The sequence below is a fragment of the Pseudomonas sp. MWU318 genome (assembly GCF_016756945.1).
In the GTDB taxonomy this organism is placed as follows: Bacteria; Pseudomonadota; Gammaproteobacteria; order Pseudomonadales; family Pseudomonadaceae; genus Aquipseudomonas; species Aquipseudomonas putida_A.
On sequence record NZ_JAESJL010000009.1, the window covers coordinates 26,886 to 47,581 of the forward strand.

Genomic DNA, 20,696 nt, shown 5'->3' on the forward strand with positions numbered 1-20,696 from the left:
AGCGACCAAAGCAATCCGTTTGCTCTTGGCTCCCGATTGGGAGGGTCATGAAGGAAAAGCTTCATGGCGAGGGCACTCAACAAAAACAAGAAGCCCGAATCAATAATAAAAAGAGCACGCAACTACTTCTGGGGGAGCTTCGGCTCCCCTTGTAGTTTCTTCCGTTCGGAAAATCCTGCTGTTTTATCCCTCCTCGACCCTTGCAGCTTGCGGCTTACAGCGCAAATCTGCTGCGTCCTACACCATCCCCCGACTAAATGCTAGAATCTGCGCCCATCATGCGGTCATTCTTTGGTATGGCCGAACATTCCTTCAAACAGTGCATCCCATGCTGAAGAAGCTGTTCCAGTCATTCCGAACTCCCGTGCGTCGTACGCAACACATCCGCAGCACCCCTGAAGTGCTCAACAGCGGCCAACATTCGCTGCAGAAGGGGCAATTCAGCCGCTATGCGGTCAATATCGTCGAACGCTTGCAGGGCGCCGGCTACCAGGCCTATCTGGTCGGTGGTTGCGTGCGTGACATGCTGTTGGGCATCACGCCCAAGGATTTCGACGTCGCCACCAGCGCCACTCCCGAGCAAGTCCGGGCCGAATTCCGCAATGCGCGGATTATCGGTCGCCGCTTCAAACTGGTGCATATCCATTTCGGTCGCGAAATCATCGAAGTCGCGACCTTCCGCGCCAATCACCCGGTCAATGAAGACGACGAAGACAGCAACCAGTCTTCGCGTAACGAGAGCGGGCGGATTCTGCGCGACAACGTTTACGGCACCCTGGAAGAAGACGCGCAACGCCGCGACTTCACCATCAACGCCCTGTATTACGATCCGGTCAGCGAGCGCATTCTCGATTACGCCAACGGCGTACACGACATCCGCAATCACCTGATCCGCCTGATCGGCGATCCGAAGCAGCGTTACCAGGAAGACCCGGTGCGCATGCTGCGCGCCGTGCGTTTCGCCGCCAAGCTGAATTTCGGCATCGAAAAACACACCGTGCAGCCGATCCGCGAACTGGCGCCGATGCTGCGCGAGATCCCGTCGGCCCGCCTGTTCGAGGAAGTGCTCAAGCTGTTCCTCTCCGGCCATGGCGCAATCACGTTCGAGATGCTGGTCGATCTGCAGCTGTTTGCCCCGTTGTTCCCGGCCAGTGCCGACGCACTGGAGCACAACCCGGAATACACCCACACGCTGATCAGCGAAGCGCTGACCAACACCGACCTGCGCATCAAGCAGAACAAACCGGTAACCCCGGCATTCCTGTTTGCCGCCCTGCTGTGGCCTGCCCTGCCGGCCCGCGTGTTGCGTCTGCAAGAGCGTGGCATGCCGCCGATTCCGGCGATGCAGGAAGGTGCGCACGAGCTGATCGCCGAACAGTGCCAGCGCATCGCCATTCCAAAGCGCTTCACCATGCCGATCCGCGAAATCTGGGACATGCAGGAACGCTTGCCACGCCGCAGCGGCAAACGCGCCGACCTGCTGCTGGACAATCCACGCTTCCGCGCCGGTTACGACTTCCTGCTGCTGCGTGAAAGCGCTGGCGAGCAGACCGACGGTCTGGGCGAATGGTGGACGGACTATCAGGACGCCAACGACAGCGAACGTCGCGACATGATCCGTGACCTCAGCGGCAAGGGCGATGACGCCAGCGGCGCGCCGCGCAAACGTCGCCGCAGCAGCGGCTCCAAGCGCAAGCGCGCCGGGGCACCGAGCGCATCGGGCGAATAAGGCATGGAACGCATCTATATCGGCCTGGGCAGCAACCTCGCTGACCCGGCCGAACAATTGCGCAGCGCGCTCAGCGCGCTGGGGCAATTGCCGCAGACTTCCCTTGTTGGTGTTTCGGCGTTCTATCAGAGCGATTCACTGCTGCCGGGACAACCGCGTTACACCAACGCGGTCGCCGCCCTCGACAGTGATCTCGCGCCGCTGGACCTGCTCGATGCGCTGCAAGCCATCGAGAACGATCAGGGCCGCGAACGCCTCGAACGCTGGGGCCCCCGCACGCTCGATCTGGACATCCTGTTGTTCGGCGATCGCCTGATCGACGAGCCGCGGCTGAAAGTCCCGCATTATCAAATTCAGGAACGGGCGTTCGTGCTCTATCCCCTGGCCGAACTCGCTCCCGAGGATCTGCGCCTGGCCGATGGCCGCGCGCTGTCCGATCTGCTCGCCGCCTGCCCGTTCATCGGCCTCGAACGCCTCGTTCACGCCTGACAAAAATCCCCTGTAGGAGCTGCCGGAGGCTGCGATCTTTTGATCTTGATCTTGTTTCTGAAAAACCAGGATCAAAAGATCGCAGCCTTCGGCAGCTCCTAAACCAGAGAGCGTACAGCATTGCTATTTTTGTCGGACAAAAACGCCCCGATCAAGCCCCGCCGCAGCGCTGAATCGCATCAGTAACGCCGGTAACACTCCCCTCGTAACAATGCGGTAACACACGCAATTGACTTCCGCTTGGCTCCTCACGACTATAGGCGTCCCGCTGCCGCCAACCCGGCACATACGGGCGCAATCCAGGCCTTATAAGCACGACAAAAGAGCGTGCGCCTGAGTAGACGAAGAATCACGCGCGTTACTCGCAGTAGTTTCCAGAGCGCCTGAACGAGGATTTTTTACATGCCAGCCATCACCCTGACCACGCTCCAGAGCCTCAAGCAGAAAGGTGAAAAGATCACCATGCTGACCTGCTATGACGCGACCTTCGCCCACGCCTGCAACGAGGCCGGTGTCGAAGTGCTGCTGGTGGGCGACTCCCTCGGCATGGTTCTGCAAGGGCACGACAGCACCTTGCCGGTGACCATCGCAGAAATGGCCTACCACACCGCGTGCGTCAAACGCGGCAACACCGACGCCCTGATCCTGGCTGACCTGCCGTTCATGGCCAACGCCACTATCGAACAAACCCTGACCAACAGCGCCACGCTGATGCAGGCCGGCGCGCACATGATCAAGGTCGAAGGCGCGCTGTGGCTGGCGGAGTCGATCCGCCTGCTGGCCGAACGCGGTGTGCCGGTCTGCGCGCACATGGGCCTGACCCCACAGGCCGTGAACATTCTTGGCGGCTATAAAGTGCAGGGCCGCAACGAGAACCAGGCGCGGCAGATGCGTGCCGACGCGATCTCGCTGGAACAGGCTGGCGTAGCCATGCTGCTGCTCGAATGCGTGCCGAGCGAACTGGCTGCGGAAATCAGCCAGGCCGTGAAGATTCCGGTCATCGGCATCGGCGCCGGTAGCGATACCGACGGCCAGGTACTGGTGCTGCACGACATGCTCGGCCTGTCGATCACCGGTCGCGTGCCGAAATTCGTGAAGAACTTCATGAACGGCCAAGACAGCATCCAGTCAGCATTGAAGGCTTATGTTAATGAAGTCAAAGGCGTCACGTTCCCTGGCATCGAACACGGATTCTCTGCATGAACACCGTTAAAACCGTACGCGAATTGCGCGCCGCCGTGGCGCGCGCCCGCAGTGAAGGCAAGCGCATCGGCTTCGTGCCGACCATGGGCAACCTGCACAGCGGCCATGTCGCGCTGATCACCAAAGCCACCCAGCGCGTGGACTTCGTGGTCGCGAGCATTTTCGTCAACCCGCTGCAGTTCGGCGCCGGCGAAGACCTCGACAAGTACCCGCGCACTCTGGCGGCGGATCAGGAGAAACTGCTGCAAGCCGGCTGCCATTTGCTGTTCGCCCCGACCGTCGAAGAGATGTACCCCGACGGCATGGCCGGGCAGACCCGGGTCAGCGTTCCGCAACTGTCCGAAGGCCTGTGCGGCGCTAGCCGTCCGGGGCACTTTGAGGGCGTGGCGACGGTGGTCAGCAAGCTGTTCAACATGGTCCAGCCGGATCTGGCGATCTTCGGTCAGAAAGACTTCCAGCAACTGGCGGTAATCCGCGCGCTGGTGCATGACCTGAACATGCCAATCCAGATCATCGGCGAACCCACCGTGCGTGCGGCCGACGGCCTGGCGCTGTCGTCGCGTAATGGCTTCCTCAGCGAAGATCAACGCGCGGTGGCCCCGGTGGTCTACCGCACCCTGAGCGCGATTGCCGAGTCGATCAAACAAGGCGAGCGTGATTTTCCGGCGCTGATCGCAGCCCAGGTGCAACAGCTGGAAGCCGCCGGCCTGCGTCCGGATTACCTGGAAATCCGTCATGCCCTGACCTTGCGTCCGGCGACGGCAGAAGACCGCGATCTGGTGATTCTGGTGGCGGCGTTCCTCGGCACCACGCGGTTGATCGACAACCTGCACCTGAACCTCGATACCCCAGTCTAAAAAACACCGCAATACCCCTGTGGGAGCGGGCTTGCTCGCGAATGCGGTGCATCATTCAGCAGATAGGTTGACTGACACACCGCATTCGCGAGCAAGCCCGCTCCCACATTGGTTTCTGGTGTCCACACAGACCATATTGCCGCCCCCAAAGCCTTCGGGCACACTGCCCGCCGTTTGCTTCCAACCCGGGAAATCCCTCATGCACGCCATCATGCTCAAGGCCAAGCTGCACCGCGCCGAAGTCACTCATGCGGTACTCGATTACGAAGGTTCCTGCGCCATTGATGGCGAGTGGCTGGACTTGTCCGGCATCCGTGAGTACGAGCAGATCCAGATCTATAACGTCGACAATGGCGAGCGCTTCACCACCTACGCGATTCGTGGCGAAGAAGGTTCGCGGATGATTTCGGTCAATGGCGCAGCCGCGCATAAAGCCAAGGTCGGCGACCGCGTGATCATTTGCGCCTACGCCCATTACAGCGAAGCGGAACTGGTCAATTTCAAACCGCGCATGCTGTACATGGCCCCAGGCAACGAGCTCAGCCACACCAGCAACGCCATTCCGGTTCAGGTGGCCTGAGCCGCTTCGACGCGCCACTCCCCTTCCGTTGGTCGGCCAGTTCCCGGTATTGATGTTAAAAAAGTACAGGGAACAGGTCAGAAGAAGTCAAGACAGATCGCAGCGCGAGGTTTACTGTATTCGCCCTGCGTTGAAAAATCGTGTCGACGCATTTGACCCTCGCCCAAACATGGCGTATCGGTCTGTTCTGTGTTCAAAAGGCCGTTCAAGTAAAAAGGAAAACCGCAGCGATGGCGTACTACCGCACTCCTCATGACGTTACCGCTCTGCCTGCCTGGCAAGCGTTGAAAGATCACCGCCAAGCCATGCAGGATTTCAGCATGCGCGAAGCCTTCAACGCCGATCCGCAGCGCTTCAATCAATTCACGCTCAGCAGCTGCGGACTGTTTCTCGATTATTCGAAGAACCTGATCAACGCCGAGACCCGCAACCTGCTGGTGGGTCTGGCCAATGAAGTCGATCTGAAAGGCGCGATCAAAGCGCTGTTCGACGGCGAAATCGTCAACGCCTCCGAAGGCCGCCCGGCACTGCACACCGCCCTGCGCCGCCCGGTGGGCGACAAGCTGTCGGTCAACGGTGTCAACGTGATGCCGGAAGTGCACAAGGTGCTGAACCAGATCACGGATCTGGTCGGCCGCATCCACGACGGCCTGTGGCGTGGTTACACCGAGAAGCCGATCACTGACGTGGTCAACATCGGCATCGGTGGCTCGTTCCTCGGCCCGGAGCTGGTCTCCGAAGCGCTGTTGTCCTACGCGCAGAAAGGCGTGCGTTGCCACTACCTGGCGAACATCGACGGCAGTGAGTTCCACGAACTGACGCAAAAGTTGCGCGCCGAAACCACACTGTTCATCGTTTCGTCGAAATCCTTCAACACCCTCGAAACCCTGAAGAACGCTCAGGCCGCCCGCGCCTGGTATCTGGCTCAGGGTGGTTCGGAAGCCGAGCTGTATCGCCACTTCATCGCGGTATCGAGCAACAACGCTGCGGCCGTTGCATTCGGCATCCGTGAAGAAAACATCTTCCCGATGTGGGACTGGGTAGGCGGTCGTTACTCGCTGTGGTCGGCCATCGGTCTGCCGATTGCCCTGGCCATCGGCATGTCCAACTTCAAGGAACTGCTGTCCGGTGCCTACACCATGGACCAGCATTTCCAGAGCGCACCGTTCGAACAGAACATGCCGGTGCTACTGGCCCTGCTCGGCGTCTGGTACGGCAACTTCTGGGGTGCGCAAAGCCACGCGATCCTGCCGTACGACCACTACCTGCGTAACATCACCAAGCACTTGCAACAGCTGGACATGGAGTCCAACGGCAAGAGCGTGCGTCAGGACGGCACCTCGGTGTCGACCGATACCGGCCCGGTGATCTGGGGTGGCGTCGGCTGCAACGGTCAGCATGCCTATCACCAGTTGCTGCATCAGGGCACCCAACTGATCCCGGCCGATTTCATCGTGCCGATCGTCAGCTTCAACCCGGTCTCCGATCACCATCAGTGGCTGTACGCCAACTGCCTGTCGCAGAGCCAGGCGCTGATGCTCGGCAAGACCCTGCCGGAAGCGGAAGCCGAACTGCGCGAAAAAGGCATGAGCGAAGAGCAGGTGCACAAACTCGCACCGCACAAGGTAATCCCGGGCAACCGTCCGAGCAACACCATCGTGGTCGAGCGCATCAGCCCGCGTCGTCTCGGCGCGCTGGTCGCCATGTATGAGCACAAAGTGTTCGTGCAGAGCGTGGTCTGGGGCATCAACGCCTTCGACCAGTGGGGCGTGGAACTGGGCAAGGAATTGGGCAAAGGCGTTTACAACCGTCTGGTCGGCAGCGATGAAACCGTTGCTGACGATGCCTCCACCCAGGGCCTGATCAACTACTTCCGCGGTCGTCACCGCGGGTGATTTGAAAGCGCCGCCTTATCCCTGTGGGAGGGGGCTTGCTCCCGAATGCGGTGTGTCATTCAGCAGAAATGTTGACTGAAACACCGCATTCGGGAGCAAGCCCCCTCCCACAGTTGTTTAAGGTCCATTCAAAATCAGATTCCGAATCTGGCTTGAACCTGTCGGCTGCTCGGCGCATCTTTATTCTTCGCACAACAAGAATAAGGAACCGTCATGTTCGATATCAGCACGTTCCCCAAAGCCGATGCCGTCCGCCGGGCTGCGCAGTTGAGTCAGGACGACTATAAGCGTCTGTACCGCGAATCCATTGAACACCCCAGCGCCTTCTGGGCCGAACAGGCCACCCGCTTCCTCGACTGGAGCACACCGTGGCAGACCGTCCAGCGCTACGACCTGAAAACCGGTGAAGCGTCCTGGTTTGCCGGCGGCCAACTGAACGTCAGTTACAACTGCATCGACCGTCACCTCGCCCAGCGCGGCGAGCAGACCGCGATCCTCTGGGAAGGCGACGACCCGGCCGAATCAGCGCAGATCACCTACAAAAAACTTCACCATCACGTCTGCCGCCTGGCCAATGTGCTGAAAAGCCGTGGGGTGAAAAAAGGTGATCGGGTGTGCATCTACATGCCGATGATCCCCGAGGCGGCCTACGCCATGCTCGCCTGCGCGCGGATCGGCGCGATTCACTCGGTGGTGTTCGGTGGTTTTTCCCCGGACTCCTTGCGTGACCGCATCCTCGACGCCGACTGCCGCACGGTGATCACCGCCGATGAGGGCGTACGCGGCGGCAACTTCGTGCCGCTCAAGCAGAACGTCGACAAGGCGCTGCAAAGTTGCCCGAATGTCAGCACCGTCATCGTCGTCGAACGCACTCAGGGCAAGGTCGATTGGGTCGAGGGCCGCGACCTCTGGTATCACCAGGCCGTGCGTGACGTCAGCGATGACTGCCCGCCGGAGCCAATGGATGCCGAGGATCCGCTGTTCATCCTTTACACCTCCGGCAGCACCGGCAAACCCAAGGGCGTGCTGCACACCACTGGCGGCTACCTGCTGCAAGCGGCGATGACCTTCAAATACGTGCTCGATTACCGCGAGGGCGAGGTGTTCTGGTGCACCGCCGACGTCGGCTGGGTCACCGGCCACAGTTACATCGTCTATGGCCCGCTGGCCAACGGCGCGACCACGCTGATCTTCGAAGGCGTGCCGAGTTATCCGAGCACTTCGCGCTTCTGGCAGGTGATCGACAAACACCACGTCAACATCTTCTACACCGCGCCGACGGCTCTGCGCGCGTTGATGCGTGAAGGTGCCGGGCCGCTGCAGGAAACGTCGCGCCAAAGCCTCAGATTACTCGGCAGTGTCGGTGAGCCAATCAACCCGGAAGCGTGGGAATGGTATTTCAATGTGGTCGGCGAACAGCGCTGCCCCATCGTCGATACCTGGTGGCAGACCGAAACCGGCGGCATCATGCTCAGCCCGCTGGTCAGTGCGCAACGAATCAAGCCGGGTTGCGCCACGCAGCCGATGTTCGGTGTGCAACCGGTACTGCTCGACGAGCACGGCAAGGAAATCAAAGGCGCCGGCAGCGGCGTGTTGGCGATCAAGTCGAGTTGGCCGGCGCAAATCCGCAGCGTCTACGGCGATCCGCAAAGAATGGTCGACACCTATTTCAAACCCTACCCCGGCTATTACTTCACCGGTGACGGCGCACGCCGCGACGAGGACGGCGATTACTGGATTACCGGGCGCATCGATGACGTGATCAACGTCTCCGGCCACCGCATCGGCACCGCCGAAGTGGAAAGCGCGCTGGTGCTGCACGACAGCATCGCCGAGGCGGCCGTGGTCGGTTACCCGCACGACGTCAAAGGCCAGGGCATCTACGCCTTCGTCACGCCCATGAACGGCGTCGAACCGAGCGATGAGCTGAAGAAAGAATTGCTCGCCCACGTCAGCAAGGAAATCGGCAGTTTCGCCAAACCGGACCTGATCCAGTGGGCGCCGGCCTTGCCGAAAACCCGTTCAGGCAAGATCATGCGCCGCATCTTGCGCAAGATTGCCTGCAACGAACTCGATAGCCTCGGCGACACTTCGACCCTGGCCGATCCGAGCGTAGTACAAGGCTTGATCGACAAACGCCTGAATCAGTAACGTCTGCGGCGCGGTCAACCGGCCGCGCCCGTCCACCCGCAATGAGTTGTCATGGAATTCATCCGCAGCCGTATCGAACAGCAACTCATGAGCCTGACCGGGCTGTCGCTCGGTCAGCTTGACCTGGAAAATCCCAAGGGCGATCCCGGGCTGTTCGGGCCGGACTCGGTCAGTTGGCAAGTCCACGGAGATTTCAGCAGCATGCTGATCGGCGGCATCAGCGCGTTGTTGCTGCAAGCCCTGCATCCGCTGGCGCTGGCCGGGGTCTGGGATCATTCGAACTTTCGTCAGGACATGCTCGGACGTCTGCGCCGCACCAGTCAGTTTGTCTCCGGCACCACGTTCGGCTCACGCCGCGACGCCGAATGGCTGATCGACAAGGTGCGCACCATTCACCTGCAAGTGGTCGGCACTGCGCCGGATGGCCGGCCGTATGCGGCCAGCGATCCGGACCTGCTGACGTGGGTGCATGTGGCCGAGGTCAGTCACTTTCTTGCGGCGCATTTGCGTTACCGCAACCCGCAATTGTCGGCGGCGGATCAGGATCGTTACTACGCGGAAATCGCCGTGGTCGCCGAGCGCCTGGGTGCGCGGCATGTGCCGAAATCGCGGCAGGCCGTGGCTGACTATCTGCAATGCATGCGCCCGCAACTGCTCTGTGATGACCGCAGCCGCGAAGTCCTGCGCCTGCTGCTCGACGCCCCGGCTCCGAGCGTGCTGGCCCGCCCGTTTGGCGATCTGATGATGAAGGCCGGCATCGACCTGCTGCCGGACTGGGCAAGCGCCATGTTCGGCATACGGCAGAATCCGCTGCAACGCCAGCTGATCCGCGCCAGCGTCAAGCGCAGTGCGCCGATGCTGCGCTGGGCGATGCGCAACGGTTCGGTGCAACGGGCCAAACGCCGAATGGGACTGCTCACCTGATTTATACACAGAACCTGTGGCGAGGGAGCTTGCTCCCGCTGGGTTGCGCAGCGACCCTCGGAATGTTGCGAGCGCTTCGCACTCGAGCGGGAGCAAGCTCCCTCGCCACAGATCTGCGCAATGTCTCAGGGCTTCGGTAACTGCTAAACTCCCGCGCCTCAATTCTCACCAGCAAGGCGCACGCATGTCTTCCTTGAATCAGGCGCTGCGCGCCGCCCTCGATAAACGCCAGAATCTGCTCGCTGAGCTGCACAGCCAGGGCACTGATTGCTATCGGCTGTTTCATGGCAGTCAGGAAGGCGCCGGTGGCCTGACCGTCGACCGCTACGGTCCGCAATTGCTGGTGCAAAGTTTTCACCAGACCCTGGAGCGTGACGACCTGCTGCAACTGCACGCCATGATCAATCAAACCCTGGGCTTTGACACCCTGCTGGTCTACAACGACCGCTCCCGGGGCAACTCGCGCATCGACCGCGAAGACAGCGTCTACAAAGCTGACGCCGCCGCGCTGGCGGATCTGGTCGGTCACGAATGGGGCCTGAACTATCGCGTGCGCGGGCGGCATGCCGGGCAGGATCCGCTGCTGTTTCTCGACCTGCGCAACACCCGCGGCTGGGTCAAGGATCACGCCAAGGGCAAAAGCGTGCTCAACCTGTTTGCCTACACCTGTGGCGTCGGCCTGAGTGCCGCTGCCGGTGGTGCGCGCGAGGTGTGCAATCTGGATTTCGCCGAGGGCAATCTGGCGGTCGGCCGGGAAAACGGTCTGCTCAACCCGCAATTGCCCGAGATGCAATTTATCCAGTCCGATTATTTCCCGGCGATCCGTCAGCTCGCCGGCCTGCCGATCAGCCAGCGGCGCGGGCAGAAACTGCCGAGCTATCAGCGCCTCGACCAGCGTCAATACGATCTGGTGCTGCTCGACCCGCCCGCTTGGGCCAAGAGCGCCTTCGGCACCGTCGACCTGCTGCGCGACTATCAGAGCCTGCTCAAGCCGGCGCTGCTGACCACCGCTGACAACGGCGTGCTGATCTGCTGCAACAACCTGGCAAAAGTCAGCATGGACGACTGGCGCGAACAGGTCCTGCGTTGTGCAGAGAAGGCCGGGCGACCGGTGCGCGAATGGAGCGTGATGACCCCGGGCGCGGACTTCCCGTCGCTGGATCAGCAGCCACCGCTGAAAACCCTGATCCTGCAGTTGTAACCCCCCCCTGCGGGACTGGCAACCATCCAATGTGGGAGCGAGCTTGCTCGCGAAGGCGGCGCGTCAGTCAGCATATTTCTCGACTGATCCGCCGCTTTCGCGAGCAAGCTCGCTCCCACAGTGTCTTGGTCCTACAGAACAATCTGAACAATCCTGCAACCCAAGATGCACTTCGGAACCAGAATCGCGTGCCATACTCCAAGGCACTCCGATTCAGAGATGACGCCGCACATGCCCAAAGGATTGATTCGCGCGATTGGCGCCTTGTTGACTGCTCTGGCCCTCTACAGCCTGCTGGGGTTTCTGATTTTGCCGGGCATCGCCCTGCGTATCGCCAACCAGCAACTGGCGAACTACGCCACGGTGCCGGCGCATATCCAGCGCATCGAACTCAATCCGTTCAGCCTGGAAGTCACCCTGTGGGGCTTGGTCGTCGGTGAGCCGGGCAAGGAGCAGGTCGGCTTCGAGCGGCTGTATGCCAACCTGCAACTCGACAGCCTGTGGACCAAGGCGCTGCACTTGGCCGATATCGAGCTGGACAAGCCCAAGACCGAAATCCTCTTCGCCAAGGACGGCCAGCTCAATCTGCTGGGCCTGTTCAAGATTCCCGCCAGCGAACCGACCCCGGCCGATCCGAATGCCAAGCCGTTCCCGCTGCGCATCGATCGCATCCAGCTGGCCGGTGGCAACGTACATTTCCAGGACGCCCGGCCGAGTGAACCGATCGAGTTCATCTACGACAAACTCGACTTCGAGCTGAAAAACCTCAGCACCCTCCCCGACGATAACGCCGACATGACCCTGGTCGCCGCCGGCCCGGCCGGTGGGCAGATCGACTGGAAAGGCAACTTCAGCCTGATCCCGTTCACCTCCGAAGGCACCTTGAAAGTCACCGACGGCAAGATGAAATCCTTCTGGCCTTACGTGCGTGACGCGCTGCCGCTGGTACTCGAAGACGGCGTGCTGAATCTCAGCACCGAGTACAAACTGAATCTGTCGAAAGAAACCGAACTGCTGTTGAACAACGTCGCGGTGAGCATTGCGCCATTCGCGATCAAGGCGCCGGACGGACGCCCATTGGCGAAACTTGAACGCCTCGACGTCAGCGAAACCTCGGTCGACCTGACCAAACAGCAAGTAGTGGTCGGCAAGATCCGCAGCAACAAACTGGAAACCTGGGCTGCGCTCGAAGCCGACGGCCAGCTCGACTGGCAGAAACTGTTCGCCAGCCAGCCATCGAAACCTGCCGCCAAGGCCGCCGCCGAACCCAAGACCACTCCGGCCGCCGCCGACTCGCCGAAAGCGCCGGCCGCGCCGAGCAAGCCCTGGCAAGTGCTGCTCAAAGACGTCCAGCTACGCAACTACACCGTGCATCTCGCCGACCGTTCGGCCAACCCGCCGGTGGCGCTGGATGTGACGCCGCTGAACATTGATCTGCAGGATTTCGACAGCCTCAACGGTTCGCCCTTCAAGGTCAGGCTCGACAGCGGCTTGGGCAAACAAGGCAAGATCAACGCCGATGGCGTGGTCAACCTCGCGCCGGTCACCGCCCAGCTCAATGTGAAAACCCAGGACATCGACCTGCGCGTTGCACAGTCCTACATCAATCCGTTCATTCGCCTGGAACTGCGCAGCGGCATGCTTGGTAGCGACCTCAAGGTCAACCTCAAGAGCACCGAACCGCTCGCACTCGGCGTGACCGGGCGCGCGCAGATCGATCAACTGCACACCCTCGACACCCTGAAAACCCGCGACTTCCTCAAGTGGCAGCAAGTGGTGGTTGAAGGCATCAACTATCAACACGGTGACAGCCTGTCGATCGACAAGGTCAACCTGTTCCAGCCGTACGCGCGGTTCATGATCAACGACGACCGCACCACCAACATCGACGACCTGCTGATCCCGCAGCCCGCTGACAATGGTGCGAAAACCGCAGCGGCGAAACCGGCCAGTAAAGACAAACCACTGGGCATTCACATCGGCGCGATTGCGATCAACGACGGCTCGGCCAACTTCGCCGACTTCAGCCTGACGCCGAATTTCGCTACGGCGGTCCAACAGCTCAACGGCCAGATCGGCACCATCGACAGTCGTCAGGCGAAACCGGCCAGCGTCGACATCAAGGGCAAGGTCGACCGCTATGCCCCGGTGACCATCAAAGGCGCGGTCAATCCGTTCGACCCGATGGCCAGCCTCGACATCGCCACCAGTTTCAAACGCGTCGAGCTGACTACCCTGACCCCGTATTCCGGCAAGTTCGCCGGTTACCGCATCCGCAAGGGCCGGCTCAACCTCGACCTGCACTACCTGATCACCAAGGGCCAGTTGAAGGCTGAAAACAAAGTGGTGGTCGAGCAACTGCAACTCGGTGAAAAAGTCGACAGCCCGGATGCCGTGAGCCTGCCGCTGAAACTGGCGATTGCCCTGCTCAAGGACGTAGACGGCAAGATCTCCATCGAACTACCAGTGACCGGCGACCTCAACAACCCGCAGTTCAGCGTGATGCCGATTGTCTGGCAGACCCTGCGCAACCTGATCGTCAAGGCCGCCGCCGCACCGTTCAAGATGATTGGCGGGCTGATCAACGGTGGCGGCTCCGAAGACCTCGGTACCGTGTCCTTTGCCCCGGGTTCGAGCGACCTGAGCAAGGATGCCGCGTCGGCGCTGGATAAACTGTCCAAGGCCCTCAAGGAACGTCCGGCCCTGCGTCTGGAAATCGAAGGCACTGCCGCACAGAGCAGCGACGGCCCGTTGATTGCCGAGCAGCGTCTGGAGCGCGAATACCAGTACACCTACTACAAGATGCTCCAGCGCCGTGGCGACAAGGTGCCGGCGCAAGCGTCCCTGCTGCAAGTGCCGGAGAGCGAGAAAGGCCCGCTGCTCGAAGGCATCTACCGCACCCGTCTGAAAACTCAGCCACCGGCCGAATGGAAGGATCTGGGCAAAGAAGAACGCACGGCGAAAATGCGTGATGGTGTGATCAAGTTCTGGAGTTCCAGCGATGTGCTGCTGCGGCAGTTGGGTCAGGAACGCGCCAGCAGCATCAAGGACTATCTGGTCGACAAAGGTCAACTGGCCGATGATCGGGTGTACTTCATCGATGCCAATCTGGGCGAAGCCGAGAGCGATGGCCGAGTGGTGACGCAAATGCACCTGGACGCCGAATGATGAACCACAAGTGGCTGCTTGCGCTGATGCTGGTGCTCGCCGCCAGCCCGGCTCTGGCCTCTGACACGCTGCGTTGTGGCAGCCAGTTGGTCAGTCTCGGCGACCGCGCCAGCGAAGTGCTGCAGAAGTGTGGCGAACCGGTCAGCCGCGATGTCCTCGGCTACAAGCGCAGCGCCAACCGCCGCGAAGAATTTCAGGTCGAGGAATGGACCTACGGCCCGAGCAACGGCATGTACCAGTACCTGCGCTTTGAAGGCAATCGCCTGCGGCAGATCAACAGCAAGCGCGGTAATTAATTCACCCCCCCTGTAGGAGTGAGCCTGCTCGCGATAGCGGTGTGTCAGTCAGCAGATTTCTCAATCTGACACACCGCTATCGCGAGCAGGCTCACTCCTACAATTGTTTTGTGGTGCCCCTGAAATAGAACAGGCCCCGACACAAGTGCCGGGGCCCGTAATGGTCACGTCCGTGTGACCGTTCGCATGAACTCTAAAGTTGCGGCAGACGTATTGCTCGGCCCGTCTGTCGCGCCTTCTCCCGGTCCAGGCGAGAAGTCATGCCTTACTCGGCTTTCAGGCCGTCAGCGGAGACCGCTTTGACGCCTTTGATTTTCTTGGCGATAGCCACGGCGGTGGTTTTCTGAGCCTCGGTCACTGCAACAGTGGAGGACAGGGATACAACGCCTTTGTTGGTTTCAACTTTGATATCGGTACCTGGGATGCCTTTTTCGGTTACCAGGTCGCTTTTGACTTTGGTAGTGATCCAGGTATCGGAAGTAGCTTCTTTAGCCTTGGTCATTTCACCAGCAGCCAGAGTCATTGGAGCCTGAGTAGCCTGGGTGGATTGTGCGAAAGCACCGGAAGCCATGGTCAGGGTCAGCGCGGTAGCAGCAGCGGCAGTGATAGCGAACTTCTTCATACGAGTAACTCCTGTTTTTCTGGAAAGTCTGCTGGTTGTCTTGTCAGCAGGGTTACTGGGTATATTGCGAAGGCTGTGCCAACTTTTCGAAAGACAATAAATCCTTTTAAATCAATGATTTACGAATTAAGCAAATTTTCGGAATCATGCAATTTGCATGACAAGTGCATTATCGACATGCAAGTTGCGGCTTTTCGGAAAGTTCCTAACACGCTGAAATTCTTGAAGCTTTTTTCCAGCGTCAAAAGACAAAAAAATGCCCCGCAAAGCGGGGCATCCGGTGACGCTTGTCGAGTCAATCAGGCACCGCTGCCAGGGCAACCCTTAGGCGCGTAGTCGGCGTTCACCGTCGAAGCGCAGCTCCAGACACCCGCCGCCGAGCCGGTCCCCGAAGAACGAGTCAGCGTGATGGTTTTGCCCAGCACTGGAGCCGGGGCGTTGGCCAAGGTGCAGACGATGGTCCCCGCGCCAGTCGACGCCGTGCCGGACGCGGTCACGGTGCCGCAATTGGTGGTAGTAAACGACGCGCTACCTGCCACCAGCGTCAGCGTCGGGTCCGTACCTTGATTAATGGTGTCCTCGAAAGGCACTTTTAGCGCGCTGATTTCCGCCAGTCCGGCAGTGACTTTCGAGCGTGCCTGATACTTGGTGTATTGCGGCAGGGCAATCGTCGCCAGAATCCCGATGATCGCCACCACGATCAGCAGCTCGATCAGAGTGAAACCTTTTTGGTTGTTCATAGACAGGCTCTCCATGCATGAGTCGGAATCTCATGATCTGCAAAGGGCTCAGCATAGGCCGTGCCAACCGCTTGCAGACCCCGCACGCTCAGCATAAAGGTGCCGTGTCGCGCTTTCCTACAACCCGTAACCGCACTATCTGACACTTTTTGTCACCTGTACCGGGCGTGTTTGGCGCTGTCACTTGACTAGGCTATAAGTCATGAACTGTCAGCATCCGGAATCCCCATGAATGACATCGCTCTGAGCGGTCTGGCCAAGCAATTGGTGCAGGCCGAACTGCTTACGGAAAAAAGCGCCCAGCAGGCCTGGCAACAGGCGCAGCGCAATCGGCTGTCGCTGGTCAGCTACCTGGTGCAGAACAAACTGGTGAAGAGCTCACAGGTGGCCGAGATCGCTTCCGAGCATTTCGGTATGGCCTTCATGGACCTCAATTGCCTGGACAAGGAAACCCAGCCCAAAGGCCTGGTCAGTGAAAAACTGGTGCGCCAGCATCACGCCCTGCCCTTGTGGCGCCGTGGCAACAAGCTGTTCGTGGGCATTTCCGACCCGAGCAATCATCAGGCGATCAATGACATTCAGTTCAGCACCGGGCTGAGCACCGAAGCCATTCTGGTGGAGGACGACAAGCTCACCGAGGCCATCGAGAAATTCTTCGACACCCACGCCAGCGGCCTCGAAGAAATGGCCGACGTCGATCTCGACGGCGTGGATGTCGAGTCCGTCGACGACAGCCGCCAGGACGCCATCGGCGGACTCGACGCCGATGACGCGCCGGTCGTGCGTTTCGTGCACAAGATGCTGCTCGACGCGATCAAGAGTGGCTCCTCTGACCTGCACTTCGAACCTTACGAAAAGACCTTCCGGGTGCGGGTGCGCACCGATGGCATCCTGCGCGAGGTGGCCAAACCGCCGATCCAGTTGGCCGGGCGAATCGCCGCACGCCTGAAAGTCATGGCTAGCCTCGACATCTCGGAACGGCGCAAACCCCAGGACGGGCGGATCAAGATGCGCCTGTCGAAGACCAAGTCCATCGACTTCCGGGTCAACACTTTGCCGACCCTATGGGGCGAAAAAGTGGTGATCCGGATCCTCGATCCGTCCAGCGCGCAGATCGGCATCGATGCATTGGGTTACGAACCGGCGCAGAAAGAACTGTACATGGCCGCGCTCAAGCAGCCCCAAGGGATGATTCTGGTAACCGGGCCAACGGGTTCGGGGAAAACCGTATCGCTGTACACCGGCCTGAATATTCTCAACACCGTCGACATCAACATTTCCACCGCCGAAGACCCGGTGGAAATCAACATGGAAGGCATCAACCAGGTCAACGTCAATCCGAAACAGGGGCTGGATTTTGCTCAGGCCCTGCGTTCGTTTCTGCGGCAGGATCCGGACGTGATCATGGTCGGGGAAATCCGCGACCTGGAAACCGCCGAAATCGCGATCAAGGCCGCGCAGACCGGCCACCTGGTGCTGTCCACGCTGCACACCAACAGCGCCGCCGAAACCCTGACCCGTCTGCACAACATGGGCATTCCCGGGTTCAACATCGCCACCTCGGTCAGCCTGATCATCGCCCAGCGCCTGGCGCGCAAGCTGTGCAGCCACTGCAAGAAACCGATCGAGATCCCCCGCGAAACACTGATCAAGGAAGGTTTCCCGCCGGAACAGATCGGCAGTTTCACGATCTATGAGCCGGTCGGTTGCGACCTCTGCAACGGCGGCTACAAGGGACGCGTGGGGATTTACGAAGTGGTGAAAAACACCCCTGACCTGCAACGGCTGATCATGGCCGAAGGCAATTCGCTGGAAATCGACAGCCAGATGCGTCGCGACGGCTTCGACGATCTGCGCACCTCCGGCCTGCACAAGGCCATGCAAGGCATCACCAGCCTGGAAGAAATCAACCGGGTCACCAAGGACTGAACATGGCGGTCAAGGCAGCGAAAATCAGCATCTACGCCTGGGAAGGCACGGATCGCAAAGGCAGCAAAGTCACGGGCGAGTTGAGCGGGCAGAACCCCGCGCTGATCAAGGCCCAACTGCGCAAGCAAGGAATCAATCCGGGCAAGGTACGCAAGAAATCCACCTCCCTGCTCAGCCTCGGCAAACGCATCAAGGCCCAGGACATCGCCCTGTTCACCCGGCAGATGGCAACCATGATGAAAGCCGGCGTACCGCTGCTGCAGTCGTTCGACATCATTGGCGAAGGCTTCGACAACCCGGCGATGCGCAAACTGGTAGACGAGGTGAAGCAGGAAGTGGCCGCCGGCAACAGCTTCGCCGCCGCACTGCGCAAGAAACCGCAGTATTTCGATGAGCTGTATTGCAACCTGGTGGATGCCGGCGAGCAATCCGGCGCCCTCGATACGTTGCTTGAGCGGGTCGCGACCTATAAGGAAAAAAGCGAAGCGCTCAAGGCCAAGATCAAGAAAGCCCTGACCTACCCCAGCGCCGTGGTGCTGGTGGCAATGGTCGTTACCGGGATTCTGCTGGTAAAAGTGGTGCCGCAGTTTCAGTCGGTATTTTCCGGCTTCGGCGCCGAATTGCCGGCCTTCACCCTGATGGTAATCAGTATCTCGGAGTTCCTGCAGCAATGGTGGTGGGCGGTGCTTGGTGCGCTGATCGCGGCGGTGTTCGGCATCCGCCATGCGCTGAAGAAGTCCCAGGCCTTGCGCGACCGCAAAGACACCTGGCTGCTGAAGCTGCCGCTGGTGGGCACGCTGATGTACAAATCGGCGGTGGCGCGATTCGCCCGCACCCTGTCGACTACCTTTGCCGCTGGCGTACCGCTGGTGGAGGCACTGGATTCGGTGGCGGGTGCCACCGGTAACGTGGTGTTCAAACGCGCGGTGCTGCGCATCCGTCAGGACGTCGCCACCGGCATGCAGCTGAATTTTTCCATGCGCAGCACCGGAGTCTTCCCGAACATGGCGGTGCAGATGACCGCCATCGGTGAGGAATCGGGCGCGCTGGATGACATGCTCGACAAGGTCGCCGGTTTTTATGAAGAGGAAGTGGATAACATGGTCGACAACCTCACCAGCCTGATGGAGCCGTTCGTCATGGTGGTGCTCGGGGTCATCGTCGGCGGGCTGGTCGTGGCCATGTACCTGCCGATCTTCCAGCTTGGCTCAGCGATCTGACATGCCTATCGACGAACTCTTCAGTCTGTATCCGCTGGCCTTTGTGTGCACCGCCCTGCTGTTGGGTCTGGTGGTCGGCAGTTTCCTCAACGTACTGGTCTGGCGCCTGCCGAAAATGCTCGAGCGCGATTGGCGCCAGCAGGCGCAGGATGTCCTCGGCCTGCCGAGCGAAACACCACTGCCGACCTACAACCTGATGCTGCCGCACTCTCAGTGCCCACACTGCGGCCACCGGATTCGGGCTTGGGAAAACATTCCGCTGCTCAGTTACCTGGTGCTGCGCGGACGCTGTTCGGCGTGTGCCGCGCCCATCAGCAAACGTTATCCCCTGACCGAACTGGCCTGCGGCCTGCTTTCGGCATTCGTTGCCTGGCATTTGGGTTTCGGCTGGCCGGCGGGCCTGTTGATCGTCCTTACCTGGGGGCTGCTGGCGATGAGCCTGATCGACACCGAACATCAACTGCTGCCCGATGTGCTGGTGTTGCCGTTGTTGTGGCTGGGGCTGATCGTCAACAGTTTCGGGCTGTTCGTCTCGCTGCACGCGGCGTTGTGGGGTGCGGTGGCCGGTTACATGGCGCTGTGGTCGGTGTTCTGGCTGTTCAAGCTGCTGACCGGCAAGGACGGCATCGGCCACGGCGATTTCAAGCTGCTGGCGCTGCTCGGGGCCTGGGGCGGCTGGCAGATTCTGCCGCTGACGATCCTGCTGTCATCGCTGGTGGGGGCGATTGTCGGGGTGGTTCTACTGCGTCTGCGTGAGCAGAAAACCTCGACGCCGATGCCCTTCGGCCCGTATCTGGCAATTGCCGGCTGGATTGCCTTGCTCTGGGGTGGTCAAATAACCGACTTCTATTGGCAGTTTGTCGGTTTGAAATGAATACCCCTGTGGAAAAACCCTGGATTCTCGGCCTGACCGGCGGCATCGGCAGCGGCAAAAGCGCCGCGGCCCAGCACTTCATCGATCTCGGGATCCATGTGGTCGACGCCGATCACGCAGCGCGCTGGGTGGTCGAGCCGGGGCGTCCGGCACTGGCGAAGATTGCTGAACACTTCGGTTCCGGTGTCCTGCAAGCCGATGGCACGCTGGACCGTGCGGCCCTGCGCAAGTTGATCTTTGAAGTGCCTGAAGAACGCCGCTGGCTCGAAGCCCTGCTGCATCCGTTGATCGCCGAGGAAATCGCTCACCATCTGGCGCTGGCAACATCGCCTTACGCGATTCTGGTTTCACCGTTGCTGATCGAATCCGGGCAGTACGCGATGACTCAAAGAATTCTGGTGATCGATGCCCCGCAACAACTGCAGATCGAACGCACCTTGCAGCGTGACCAGACCAGCGAACAGCAGGTCCAGGCGATCCTCAAGGCCCAGTCCAGCCGTGAAGACCGCGTGAGCCGTGCCGATGATGTGGTGGTCAACGACCGCGACCTCGCCTGGTTGCACAGCGAAGTCGAGCGCCTGCATCACTTTTACCTGACTTTATCCGGAGGCCAGTCATGAGCCCTACAACCGTCGAATGCCCAACCTGCGGCGCCCCCGTGGAATTTACCCCCGAGAACAAATTCCGCCCGTTCTGCTCCGATCGCTGCAAGCTGATCGACCTCGGCGCCTGGGCGTCCGAAGAGCACAAGATTCCGGTCGCCCCGGATGCCGAAGACGAAATGTTCTCCGGCGATTTCGACCCGCGTCACTGATCGC

At 60.4% G+C, this 20,696-nt stretch carries 18 protein-coding genes; 16 read left to right on the top strand and 2 right to left on the bottom strand.

Going from position 1 to position 20,696, the window contains the following annotated elements:
- Positions 1–328 precede the first annotated feature (328 nt).
- From JN524_RS20400 to JN524_RS20450, 11 genes are all read left to right on the top strand, one after another.
- Positions 329–1,729: a polynucleotide adenylyltransferase PcnB gene (locus JN524_RS20400; protein WP_047600294.1), complete on the top strand. Its 1,401-nt coding sequence runs from the start codon at positions 329–331 to the stop codon at positions 1,727–1,729.
- A 3-nt stretch (positions 1,730–1,732) separates the two neighbouring features.
- Entirely contained in the window at positions 1,733–2,218 is a 486-nt protein-coding gene (gene folK, locus JN524_RS20405; RefSeq protein ID WP_202370513.1) for a 2-amino-4-hydroxy-6-hydroxymethyldihydropteridine diphosphokinase, read from the top strand.
- A 402-nt stretch (positions 2,219–2,620) separates the two neighbouring features.
- Entirely contained in the window at positions 2,621–3,421 is an 801-nt protein-coding gene (gene panB, locus JN524_RS20410) for a 3-methyl-2-oxobutanoate hydroxymethyltransferase (RefSeq protein WP_202370514.1), read from the top strand.
- Positions 3,418–4,278, top strand: a complete 861-nt coding sequence (gene panC, locus JN524_RS20415) for a pantoate--beta-alanine ligase (protein WP_202370515.1) — start codon at positions 3,418–3,420, stop codon at positions 4,276–4,278. The genes panB and panC overlap by 4 nt, the downstream gene beginning before the upstream one ends.
- Positions 4,279–4,477: 199 nt before the next feature.
- Positions 4,478–4,858 carry an aspartate 1-decarboxylase gene (gene panD, locus JN524_RS20420; RefSeq protein ID WP_007963888.1) on the top strand — a complete coding sequence of 127 codons (381 nt, stop codon included), beginning with the start codon at positions 4,478–4,480 and terminating at the stop codon, positions 4,856–4,858.
- 230 nt (positions 4,859–5,088) lie between these two features.
- Positions 5,089–6,753: a glucose-6-phosphate isomerase gene (gene pgi / locus JN524_RS20425; RefSeq protein ID WP_027614102.1), complete on the top strand. Its 1,665-nt coding sequence runs from the start codon at positions 5,089–5,091 to the stop codon at positions 6,751–6,753.
- Between the two features lie 213 nt (positions 6,754–6,966).
- Positions 6,967–8,904 carry an acetate--CoA ligase gene (gene acs, locus JN524_RS20430; RefSeq protein ID WP_202370516.1) on the top strand — a complete coding sequence of 646 codons (1,938 nt, stop codon included), beginning with the start codon at positions 6,967–6,969 and terminating at the stop codon, positions 8,902–8,904.
- Between the two features lie 51 nt (positions 8,905–8,955).
- The gene (locus tag JN524_RS20435; RefSeq protein WP_202370517.1) at positions 8,956–9,828 is read left to right on the top strand and encodes an oxygenase MpaB family protein; all 873 of its coding nucleotides are present in this window, start codon (positions 8,956–8,958) and stop codon (positions 9,826–9,828) included.
- 184 nt (positions 9,829–10,012) lie between these two features.
- Positions 10,013–11,029, top strand: a complete 1,017-nt coding sequence (locus JN524_RS20440; protein WP_202370518.1) for a class I SAM-dependent rRNA methyltransferase — start codon at positions 10,013–10,015, stop codon at positions 11,027–11,029.
- 219 nt (positions 11,030–11,248) lie between these two features.
- Positions 11,249–14,197 carry a DUF748 domain-containing protein gene (locus JN524_RS20445; RefSeq protein WP_202370519.1) on the top strand — a complete coding sequence of 983 codons (2,949 nt, stop codon included), beginning with the start codon at positions 11,249–11,251 and terminating at the stop codon, positions 14,195–14,197.
- Complete coding sequence (locus JN524_RS20450; RefSeq protein WP_027614107.1) at positions 14,197–14,493, top strand: DUF2845 domain-containing protein; 297 nt, start codon at positions 14,197–14,199, stop codon at positions 14,491–14,493. Before JN524_RS20445 ends, JN524_RS20450 begins: the two co-directional genes overlap by 1 nt.
- A gap of 265 nt (positions 14,494–14,758) precedes the next feature.
- Here JN524_RS20450 and JN524_RS20455 read toward each other — a convergent pair whose 3' ends face one another.
- Positions 14,759–15,115: a BON domain-containing protein gene (locus JN524_RS20455; protein ID WP_025108814.1), complete on the bottom strand. Its 357-nt coding sequence runs from the start codon at positions 15,113–15,115 to the stop codon at positions 14,759–14,761.
- Positions 15,116–15,414: 299 nt separating this feature from the next.
- Complete coding sequence (locus tag JN524_RS20460; protein ID WP_098965660.1) at positions 15,415–15,855, bottom strand: pilin; 441 nt, start codon at positions 15,853–15,855, stop codon at positions 15,415–15,417.
- Between the two features lie 228 nt (positions 15,856–16,083).
- On the opposite strand from JN524_RS20460, the gene pilB reads away from it, so the two are divergent.
- The 5 genes from pilB to yacG are packed head-to-tail and all read left to right on the top strand — an operon-like array spanning position 16,084 to position 20,692.
- Entirely contained in the window at positions 16,084–17,784 is a 1,701-nt protein-coding gene (gene pilB / locus JN524_RS20465; RefSeq protein WP_097089222.1) for a type IV-A pilus assembly ATPase PilB, read from the top strand.
- Positions 17,785–17,786: 2 nt separating this feature from the next.
- On the top strand, positions 17,787–19,004 hold the full coding sequence (locus JN524_RS20470; protein ID WP_098965663.1) for a type II secretion system F family protein: 1,218 nt from the start codon (positions 17,787–17,789) through the stop codon (positions 19,002–19,004).
- Between the two features lies 1 nt (position 19,005).
- Positions 19,006–19,878 (top strand): prepilin peptidase, encoded by an 873-nt coding sequence (locus tag JN524_RS20475; RefSeq protein WP_096795219.1) that lies wholly within the window; start codon positions 19,006–19,008, stop codon positions 19,876–19,878.
- Positions 19,875–20,498, top strand: coding sequence for a dephospho-CoA kinase (gene coaE, locus JN524_RS20480; RefSeq protein ID WP_202370520.1), 624 nt, complete (start codon positions 19,875–19,877; stop codon positions 20,496–20,498). The genes JN524_RS20475 and coaE overlap by 4 nt, the downstream gene beginning before the upstream one ends.
- Positions 20,495–20,692 (top strand): DNA gyrase inhibitor YacG, encoded by a 198-nt coding sequence (gene yacG / locus JN524_RS20485; protein ID WP_003228296.1) that lies wholly within the window; start codon positions 20,495–20,497, stop codon positions 20,690–20,692. The genes coaE and yacG overlap by 4 nt, the downstream gene beginning before the upstream one ends.
- Positions 20,693–20,696: the final 4 nt, after the last annotated feature.